This is a genomic window from Mycobacterium sp., from assembly GCF_019247615.1.
GTDB lineage: Bacteria > Actinomycetota > Actinomycetes > Mycobacteriales > Mycobacteriaceae > Mycobacterium.
Genome location: NZ_JAFBAT010000055.1, coordinates 1 through 8,925 on the forward strand (window position 1 = coordinate 1; position 8,925 = coordinate 8,925).

Consider the following 8,925-nt stretch of genomic DNA (forward strand, 5'->3'; position numbering starts at 1 on the left):
GGTACAACGTCATGCAGGGATATCTGGACGATCCCGTCGCCACCGCCGAAGCGATCGATGCCGACGGCTGGCTGCACACCGGGGATCTCGGCAACCTCGACGACTCAGGCCGCCTGCGCGTCGTGGGCCGCAAGAAGGACATGTTCATCGTGGGCGGGTTCAACGCCTACCCGGCCGAGATCGAGGGGTTCCTGCTCGAGCACCCCGCGGTGGCGCAGGCCGCCGTGATCGGAGTCCCCGACGAGCGCCTGGGCCAGGTGGGCAAGGCGTTCGTGGTGCCGAAAACCCATGTCTCCGAGCATGACCTGCTTGCCTGGTGCCGGGGACGAATGGCCGGATTCAAAGCACCGAGGTCCATCGAGTTCCTCGACGAGCTGCCGCTCAACGCCACCGGCAAAGTGATGAAGGACCAACTTCGTTGACTACCGGCGACATTCATTCGATGGTGATCGCATCCGACTATCGCATCCCCGATCCGACGCAGGTGTGGCCACTGCTCGAACGCAGGAAATCGGCGCTCGCCGACATCGGCGCCCACCACGTTCTGGTTTACACATCGACCCACGACTACGGGCGCGTGCTGGTGATGATCGGAGTGCACAGCCGCGAGCCCATCGTGAAACTGCTGCGCTCCCGGGTCTTCTTCGACTGGTTCGACGCCGTGGGCGTCGAGGACATTCCCGCCGTCTTTGCCGGCGAAATCGTCGACAGATTCGTTGTGCAACCGTCGGCGCCGGGAGCGCCGGGCGTGGTGGTAGCCGCGATCACGTCGGTCGACGACGTGTCGACCCTCACCGCGGAGGTCCGCTCGGCAATGGACAGATTTACGGCGGCCGGCGTCCAAAAGACGTGGGTATTCCAGGCTTTCGATGATGACCACGAGGTCTTGATCCTGCAGGAGTTCGCCGACGAGGACGGCGCCCGGCGGTGGATCGAGCACCCCGACGCAGCGGCGCAATGGATGCCCCGGGCGGGAATGGGCGCCTACCCGCCGCTGTTCGTCGGCCAGTTCTTCGACATGATGCGCATCGAGACCTAAAGCTCAACGGCGGCGGGCGCTTTCCGGTGGTGACATTGATCCGACAAGTTGGCCGAGCAAGGGAGGGATTTCCAGCCGCGGCAAGAGCACCTCGACGAACACCATGCGGTCCTGATGATCCGCGGCGGCGGTCAACGCGTCGTCCAGTTCGCCGTAGTTCTGCGCGCGGAACACCAGGTGATTGGCGACCCCCAGCGCTTTTGGAACATCGGTCCAGCACCAGGCCACGATGTCGTTGTAGGGCGCCGTCTCTCCGTGGATCGCCCGTTCGACGGTGTAGCCGTCGTTGTTGACCACCACGATGACCGGGGACAACGCTTCGCGCGAGAAAACGCCGAGCTCCTGTACGGTCAGCTGCGCGGCCCCGTCGCCGATCAGCAATACCGTCCTGCGGTCCGGATGCGCGACCCCGGCGCCGACGGCCGCCGGCAGTGTGTAACCGATTGAGCCCCAGAGTGGTTGACCGATGAAGGTGACTCCGTGCGGCAGCCGGTGATCTGCCATGCCATAGAACGACGTTCCCTGATCTGCGAGGACCACGTTTCCCGGGGTGAGCGCCACGCACAGCCGGTCCCACACCATCCGCTGGGTCAGCGGTTGATCGCGCGCCGGCGCCGGCGGCAGGGGCTCGGCCGGCGGCGACGCAACGGGCGGCGAACTGATTCCGCGTCGCACCAGGATCGTGGCCAGCGCCTCCAGCGCGGCGCCCATCTCCAGCGGCGCGAAGACCTCGCCGGCCACGCTGCTTTGGTATTGCGCGACGTCGATGGTCCGGGACGGGTCGATCCGCTGACTGAAGAAGCCGCTGACCATATCGGTGAACACCACCCCAGCCGTCACCAGCACCGGGGCCTCCTCGATCGCCGCCCGCACCCATTCGGCGCTAGCCGCACCCGCATAGATGCCCAGGAAGTTCGGCGAGCTCTCGTCGAGCAGGCTCTTGCCCCACATCAACGTGGCGTGCGGCACCACGTCGGCGGCCAGCAACGCCTCGAGCTCTTTCACGGCCTGCAGTCGATGGACCAGCAAGTCCGCCAGCACCGTCAACTGGTGGTCGCCGATCAGTTCGGCCGCGGCCTCGCTGAACAGCGACAGCGCCCGCGGACTGGTGCCGCCGGTGTAGCGGGGCAACGGGTCTGCCGGCGGCTCGGTGGGGAAGCGCGCCACGTCGGTGGACAGCAGTATGTAGCCCGGCCGCTTCTGCTCCCGCACCTCGCTGAGCACTCGGTCGATCTCTCGGCAGGCTGTCGCGGGCATGAGATTTGCTTGCGCACAGGTGATTTCGCGGCTGATCCGGAAAAAACGCTCGAAGTCCCCGTCGCCGAGCGAATGGTGCAGCGCCCGCCGGGCGCCCTGCGCGTCCTTGGAGGGGCCGCCGACAATGTGCACCACGGGTACGTGCTCGGCGTAGCTGCCCGCGATCGCGTTGGCCGCCGAGAGTTCGCCTACGCCGAATGTTGTTACCACAGCTGCCATTCCGCGCAACCGACCGTAGCCGTCGGCCGCGTAACCCGCGTTGAGCTCGTTGGCGCTGCCCACCCAGCGGATGATGGGGTGGGCGACGATGTGGTCCAGGAAAGCCAGGTTGTAGTCGCCGGGAACGCCGAAGATCTCGGAGACGCCGAGTTCGGCGAGGCGGTCCAACAAATAGTCACCGACGGTGTAGACCGGCTCGGCAACGCTGGCGAGGGGATCGGTCACAAGCATGACGGTACGCTCGTCGAAACAGTTCCGGCCGACACGCCGCCGCGCTATGGTCCGTCCCATGGCAGTCAAGGAATCCCGCGAAGTGGTCATCGAAGCGAACCCGAAGGAGATCCTCGACGTTGTCGCCGACGTCGAGGCAATGCCCGAGTGGTCGTCGATTCATCAAAGCGCCGAGGTGCTCGAACGCGACCCGGAGGGTCGACCGCGGCGCGCCAAGATGAAGGTCAAGACGACCGGGGTCACCGACGAGGTTGTGCTGGCTTACGACTGGCGCGACGACGGCGTCTCGTGGACGCAGGAGAGCGGGAAAGCGTCCCGCAATCAAGAAGGCGCCTACACGCTTACCCCGCAAGGCGACAAGACGCGGACGAAGTTCGATCTGGCGCTGGACCCACTCGTGCCGCTGCCCGGCTTTGTGCTGAAGCGTGCGATCAAGGGGATTATGGAGCTCAACACGGACGGGCTGCGCAAGCGGGTGCTCGAGGTCAAGAAGGGCCAATAGGTTTCCGGTGACTGACGGCGGGCCGCTGACCGGGGCGAAGGTCATCGAACTGGGGGGCATCGGACCGGGGCCGCACGCCGGGATGCTTCTCGCCGATTTGGGTGCCGATGTGGTGCGGGTACGCCGGCCCGGCGCGGTGATCGCGAGCGCGGCGAAGCCGGGCGAAGCGGGTCGCCGCCATCGGGGCGGCCTCACCATGCCGTCCGAGGACCGCGACCTGCTGCATCGCGGCAAGCGGATCGTCGACCTCGACGCGAAGACGCAGCCGCGGGCTTTGCTGGAACTGGCCGCCAAGGCCGACGTGCTGTTGGACTGCTTCTGGCCGGGCACCTGCGAGCGCCTCGGCATCGGTCCCGACGACTGCGCCGCGGTAAATCCGCGGCTGATCTTCGCCCGCATCACCGGCTGGGGACAGGACGGGCCGTTGGCCGCCACCGCGGGCCATGACATCAACTATCTGTCGCAGACTGGGGTGCTGTCGGCCCTGGGTTATCGCGATCGGCCACCCATGCCGCCGCTCAACCTGGTGGCCGACTTCGGCGGCGGTTCGATGCTGGTGCTGCTGGGCATCGTCGCGGCCCTTTACGAGCGGGAACGTTCGGGAAAGGGTCAGGTGATCGACGCCGCGATGGTCGACGGCGTCAGTCTGCTCGCACAGATGATGTGGACCATGAAGTCGACCGGCGCGCTGCGCGACGAGCGGGAATCCTTTTTACTCGACGGCGGCGCCCCGTTCTACCGGTGCTACGAGACCTCCGATGCCAGGTACGTGGCCGTCGGCGCCATCGAACCGCAATTCTTCGCGGCGTTGTTGACGGGCCTCGGGCTGTCGCCCGACGAGGTGCCCCGCCAGCTCGACATCGGCTCGTATCCAAGGATGTACGAGATCTTCGCCAGTCGGTTCGCCGGCCGGACCCGAGACGACTGGGCACGGATTTTCGCGGGCACCGATGCGTGTGTCACTCCCGTACTGACGTGGGGGGAGGCCGCCGCGGCCGGTCATCTGCGGTCGCGTTCGACGGTGATCACCGCCCACGGTGTCGATCAGGCGGCCCCGGCACCGCGCTTCTCGCGCACGCCGGCCGGTCCGGTCGGGCCGCCGCCGTCGACCACGACACCGCTCGGCGATATAGGCTGGTAGCCATTGTTCGGTGAACAACATCCGCGCACGAAGCGGCATTGCTAGGTTGTCTTTTAGTGGCCGTAAAAGCATCTCGGGAATTTGTCGTTGACGCGCCGCCATCTGTGGTCATGGAGGCGCTGACCGATGTCGGTCTCTTGTCGGCTTGGTCGCCGATGCACAAACAGATGGAAGTGATCGACCGTTACCCCGACGGCCGTCCTCACCACGTGAAGGCCACCATCCGGATTCTCGGGCTCGTCGACCGGGAGGTGCTCGAATATCACTGGGGTCCCGATTGGATGGTCTGGGACGCCAAAGGGACGGCCCAGCAGCATGGCCAGCACGTCGAGTACAACCTCAAACCCGAGGGTGTCGACAAGACCCGAGTACGTTTCGACATCACAGTCGAACCGGCGGGTCCCATTCCCGGTTTCGTCGTCAGGCGGGCGACCGAAAGCGTGCTCGATGCCGCGGTGAAGGGGCTGAGCGACCTCGTGATGGGCGGACCCGACACCGACAAGGCGGAATAACCGCCGTGTCTTGCATTTACACGGGACTGCATTGTTAATTTTGTAGCAGTGGCCGTACAAGCGTCGTCGGAAATCGTCATTGACGCGCCCCCGGAGGTAATCATGGAGGCGCTCGCCGACATGGACGCCGTGCCGTCATGGTCCTCGGTGCACAAACGCGTCGAAGTTATCGATAAACACCCCGACGGGCGACCACACCACGTGAAGGTCACCATCGCGGTGACCGGCATCCACGACACGGAATTGCTCGAATACCATTGGGGGCCGGACTGGATGGTGTGGGACGCCCAGAAGACCGTCCAGCAGCACGGCCAGCACGGGGAGTACAACCTGAGCCGGGAAGGCGACGGCAAGACCCGGGTTCGATTCGCGATAACGGTCGAGCCGTCTGCGCCGCTGCCCGAGTTCTGGGTCAATCGGGCCCGTAAGAAGATCCTGCACGCCGCGCTCGAGGGACTGCGGCAGCGCGTTATGGGCTCCGCGGGCAACGGCCCGGCCTAAGTGGCCACGCCGCCGCGCAGTGCGCCCAGTCGCCGGACCGCCTCATCGAGGGTGTCCTGACGTTTGCAGAAAGTGAAGCGCACCAAGTGCTTCCATACCTTGGCGTGTTCCCCGGCATGCGTTGACCCCGGTTGGCAAAACGCCGACATCGGGATGGCTGCGACGCCGACCCGCTCGGGCAGCGTCGCGCAGAACGCGGTGCTGTCGTCGTAGCCGAGCGGGCGAGGGTCGGCGCACAGGAAGTAACTGCCGTCGCTGTCGTGCACCGCAAAGCCGATCTCCGTCAGCCCCGCGGCGAGCCGATCCCGTCTGGCCTGCAAGGAGCGGCGAAGCTGAGCTACCCAGGCGTCTTCGGTGTCGAGCGCGAGGGCCACCGCCGGCTGGAAGGGCGCGCCCCCGACGTAGCTCAGATACTGCTTGGCCGCACGCACACCGGTTATGAGTTCCGCTGGGCCGCAAGCCCACCCGATTTTCCAGCCGGTGCAGTTGAACATCTTGGCCGCGCTGGAAATGGTGATCGTGCGCTCGGCCATGCCGTCGAAGCCGGCCAGCGGCAGATGACTGATGTCTTTGCTGCCTTCGGGGGACGGGTACACCAGGTGTTCGTACACCTCATCGGTGATCACCAGGAGGTCGGCGGCCACCGCGATCTCCGCGATGGCCGCCAGCTCGGTCGCGCTGAGCACCATCCCGGTCGGGTTGTGCGGTGAGTTGACGATCAGCGCGCGGGTCCGCGTGGTGACCGCCCGCCGCAAGGCGTCGGTGTCCAGGGCAAAGCCGCGCCCGTCGGGCACCAGCGCCACCGCCACCCGATTCGCGCCGGCCATCGCCACGACCGGCGAATAGGAGTCGTAGAAGGGTTCGATCAGGACGACCTCCGATCCGGGCTCGACGAGACCGATCATCGCGGCAGCGATGGCTTCGGTGGCCCCGACCGTCACCAGCACCTCGGTGTCCGGGTCGTACTCGACACCGAAATGCCGGCGGCGCTGCGCGGCGATGGCCTGGCGCAGCGGCGCGATGCCTATCCCCGGGGGATATTGATTGACGCCCTGAGCGATGGCCTCCTGCGCGGCCTTGAGCAAGGCCGGGGGGCCGTCTTCGTCGGGAAAACCCTGCCCGAGGTTCACCGCACCGATCCGCGCGGCCAAGGCCGACATCTCGGCGAACACCGTGGTGGTGTACGGCCGCAGTCGCGACACCGTCATGGTGGACGAGCTTAGGGCGCGTGTTGCGTTGGCCGTCCCGCCGAGTGTGAAGCGAGCCGCGCACTCGGGCGCAAGCGTGTAGCCGGCCGCGCCGGCAGGGCGCCGGCAGGACCGCCCAACCAACAGGTTGGCCGGGCCCCCTGTTAGGGTGCTGGTACCCGGATACGAATCCCATTGGTGAACAGGAAGTCGACATGTCCGAAGAAGCCACAGAAGCTTTTGTCTACGAGGCCATCCGCACCCCCCGCGGGAAGCAGAAAAACGGAGCGCTGCACGAAGTCAAGCCGCTGAACCTGGTAGTGGGGCTGATAGACGAGCTGCGCAAGCGCTTTCCCGACCTCGACGAAAACCTGATCAGCGACGTCATCCTGGGCTGTGTGTCACCCGTCGGCGACCAGGGCGGCGACATCGCCCGCGCCGCTGTACTGGCCTCCGGCATGCCGGTGACCGCCGGCGGCGTCCAGCTCAACCGGTTCTGCGCCTCCGGTCTGGAGGCCGTGAACACCGCCGCCCAGAAGGTGCGGTCCGGCTGGGACGACCTGGTGCTGGCCGGCGGCGTGGAGTCGATGAGCCGCGTCCCGATGGGATCCGACGGCGGGGCCATGGGCCTGGATCCGGACACCAACTACGAAGTCATGTTTGTTCCGCAGGGCATCGGCGCCGACCTGATCGCCACCATTGAGGGCTTCTCGCGCGAAGACGTCGACGCCTACGCCCTGCGCAGTCAGCAGAAAGCGGCCGAGGCGTGGTCGGGCGGCTACTTCGCCAAGTCCGTGGTGCCCGTCCGTGACCAGAACGGCTTGCTGATCCTCGACCACGACGAACACATGCGGCCCGACACCACCATCGAGGGTCTTGCCAAGCTGAAGCCGGCCTTCGAGGGCCTTGCCGCGATGGGCGGTTTCGACGACGTCGCGCTGCAGAAGTACCACTGGGTCGAGAAGATCAACCACGTGCACACGGGCGGCAACAGCTCGGGCATCGTCGACGGGGCGGCCCTGGTCATGATCGGCTCGGAAAAGTCCGGAGCCGCCGCCAACATGACGCCGCGGGCGCGCATCGTTGCGACCGCCACCAGCGGGGCCGACCCGGTCATCATGTTGACCGGTCCCACACCCGCGACGCGAAAGGTGCTCGACCGGGCCGGGCTGACCGTCGACGACATCGACCTGTTCGAGCTCAACGAGGCGTTCGCGTCCGTGGTGCTGAAGTTCCAGAAGGACCTCAACATCCCCGACGAGAAGCTCAACGTCAACGGCGGCGCCATCGCGATGGGCCACCCGCTGGGCGCCACCGGCGCAATGATCCTGGGGACCATGGTCGACGAATTGGAGCGCCGTAACGCCCGGCGCGCATTGGTGACGCTGTGCATCGGCGGCGGCATGGGTGTCGCGACGATCATCGAGAGGGTTTAAACGCATGGCCGACAACACGATTCAGTGGGATAAGGACGCCGACGGCATCGTCACGCTGACCCTGGACGACCCGTCCGGGTCGGCCAACGTCATGAACGAGGCCTACATCGAGTCAATGGGCAAAGCAGTGGACCGCCTTGTGGCCGAGAAGGATTCGATCACGGGCGTCGTGATCACCAGCGCGAAGAAGACGTTCTTCGCCGGCGGCGACCTCACCGCGATGATCCAGGCCGGCCCGGAGGACGCCGGGCAGTCGTTTGACACCGTGGAGACGGTCAAGAAGCAGCTGCGCACCCTGGAGACGCTGGGCAAGCCCGTGGTTGCCGCCATCAACGGCGCCGCGCTGGGTGGTGGGCTGGAGATCGCCCTGGCGTGTCATCACCGGATCGCGGCCGACGTGAAGGGCAGCCAGCTCGGGCTGCCCGAGGTGACGCTGGGCCTGTTGCCCGGTGGCGGCGGAGTGACCCGCACCGTGCGGATGTTCGGTATTCAAGACGCTTTCGTCAACATCCTGTCGCAGGGCACCCGGTTCAAGCCGGCCAAGGCCAAGGAGATCGGCCTGGTTGACGAGGTCGTGCCGACGGTCGAGGAGTTGGTGCCGGCGGCGAAGGCTTGGATCAAAGCCAACCCGGACTCCCACGAACAGCCTTGGGACAAAAAGGGTTACAAGATGCCCGGCGGCACCCCGTCATCGCCGGGGCTGGCGGCCGTGCTGCCGTCGTTCCCGTCGTTGCTGCGCAAGCAGCTCAAGGGCGCGCCGATGCCGGCTCCCAGGGCAATCCTGGCCGCCGCTGTCGAGGGCGCACAGGTCGACTTCGACACCGCGACCCGCGTCGAGAGCCGTTACTTCGCGAAACTGGTCACCGGTCAGGTGGCCAAGAACATGATCCAGGCGTTCTT

Annotated in this window: 9 protein-coding genes and 1 pseudogene; 8 read left to right on the forward strand and 2 right to left on the reverse strand. The window is 66.3% G+C overall.

The genetic code is table 11. The annotated features are described in order from the left end of the window. Together JO059_RS03645 and JO059_RS03650 are read left to right on the forward strand one after the other, a co-directional pair. A pseudogene (locus JO059_RS03645) lies at nucleotides 1-422 on the forward strand (AMP-binding protein); the annotation flags it as partial. Next, nucleotides 419-1,039: a fatty-acid--CoA ligase gene (locus tag JO059_RS03650; protein ID WP_293314757.1), complete on the forward strand. Its 621-nt coding sequence runs from the start codon at nucleotides 419-421 to the stop codon at nucleotides 1,037-1,039. The pseudogene JO059_RS03645 and the gene JO059_RS03650, both read left to right, overlap by 4 nt. 3 nt (nucleotides 1,040-1,042) lie before the next feature. Here JO059_RS03650 and JO059_RS03655 read toward each other — a convergent pair whose 3' ends face one another. Beyond that, nucleotides 1,043-2,746 (reverse strand): alpha-keto acid decarboxylase family protein, encoded by a 1,704-nt coding sequence (locus tag JO059_RS03655; RefSeq protein ID WP_293314758.1) that lies wholly within the window; start codon nucleotides 2,744-2,746, stop codon nucleotides 1,043-1,045. Nucleotides 2,747-2,804: 58 nt separating this feature from the next. Between JO059_RS03655 and JO059_RS03660 the strand changes: the two genes are divergently transcribed. The 4 genes from JO059_RS03660 to JO059_RS03675 are packed head-to-tail and all read left to right on the forward strand — an operon-like array spanning nucleotide 2,805 to nucleotide 5,402. Further along, the gene (locus JO059_RS03660) at nucleotides 2,805-3,248 is read left to right on the forward strand and encodes an SRPBCC family protein (RefSeq protein ID WP_293314759.1); all 444 of its coding nucleotides are present in this window, start codon (nucleotides 2,805-2,807) and stop codon (nucleotides 3,246-3,248) included. A 7-nt stretch (nucleotides 3,249-3,255) separates the two neighbouring features. Then, nucleotides 3,256-4,389, forward strand: a complete 1,134-nt coding sequence (locus tag JO059_RS03665; protein WP_293314760.1) for a CaiB/BaiF CoA-transferase family protein — start codon at nucleotides 3,256-3,258, stop codon at nucleotides 4,387-4,389. A gap of 56 nt (nucleotides 4,390-4,445) precedes the next feature. Then, nucleotides 4,446-4,901, forward strand: a complete 456-nt coding sequence (locus JO059_RS03670) for an SRPBCC family protein (RefSeq protein WP_293314761.1) — start codon at nucleotides 4,446-4,448, stop codon at nucleotides 4,899-4,901. Between the two features lie 48 nt (nucleotides 4,902-4,949). Next, nucleotides 4,950-5,402 carry an SRPBCC family protein gene (locus tag JO059_RS03675; RefSeq protein WP_293314762.1) on the forward strand — a complete coding sequence of 151 codons (453 nt, stop codon included), beginning with the start codon at nucleotides 4,950-4,952 and terminating at the stop codon, nucleotides 5,400-5,402. On the opposite strand, the gene JO059_RS03680 is transcribed toward JO059_RS03675, so the two are convergent. After that, entirely contained in the window at nucleotides 5,399-6,610 is a 1,212-nt protein-coding gene (locus tag JO059_RS03680) for a pyridoxal phosphate-dependent aminotransferase (protein ID WP_293314763.1), read from the reverse strand. The genes JO059_RS03675 and JO059_RS03680 overlap by 4 nt on opposite strands. A 194-nt stretch (nucleotides 6,611-6,804) precedes the next feature. Here JO059_RS03680 and JO059_RS03685 point away from each other — a divergent pair, with 194 nt between their 5' ends. Together JO059_RS03685 and JO059_RS03690 are read left to right on the forward strand one after the other, a co-directional pair. After that, on the forward strand, nucleotides 6,805-8,025 hold the full coding sequence (locus JO059_RS03685) for an acetyl-CoA C-acetyltransferase (RefSeq protein WP_293314764.1): 1,221 nt from the start codon (nucleotides 6,805-6,807) through the stop codon (nucleotides 8,023-8,025). A gap of 4 nt (nucleotides 8,026-8,029) precedes the next feature. Further along, a partial coding sequence (locus JO059_RS03690; RefSeq protein ID WP_293314765.1) for an enoyl-CoA hydratase/isomerase family protein occupies nucleotides 8,030-8,925 on the forward strand: 896 nt, incomplete at its 3' end.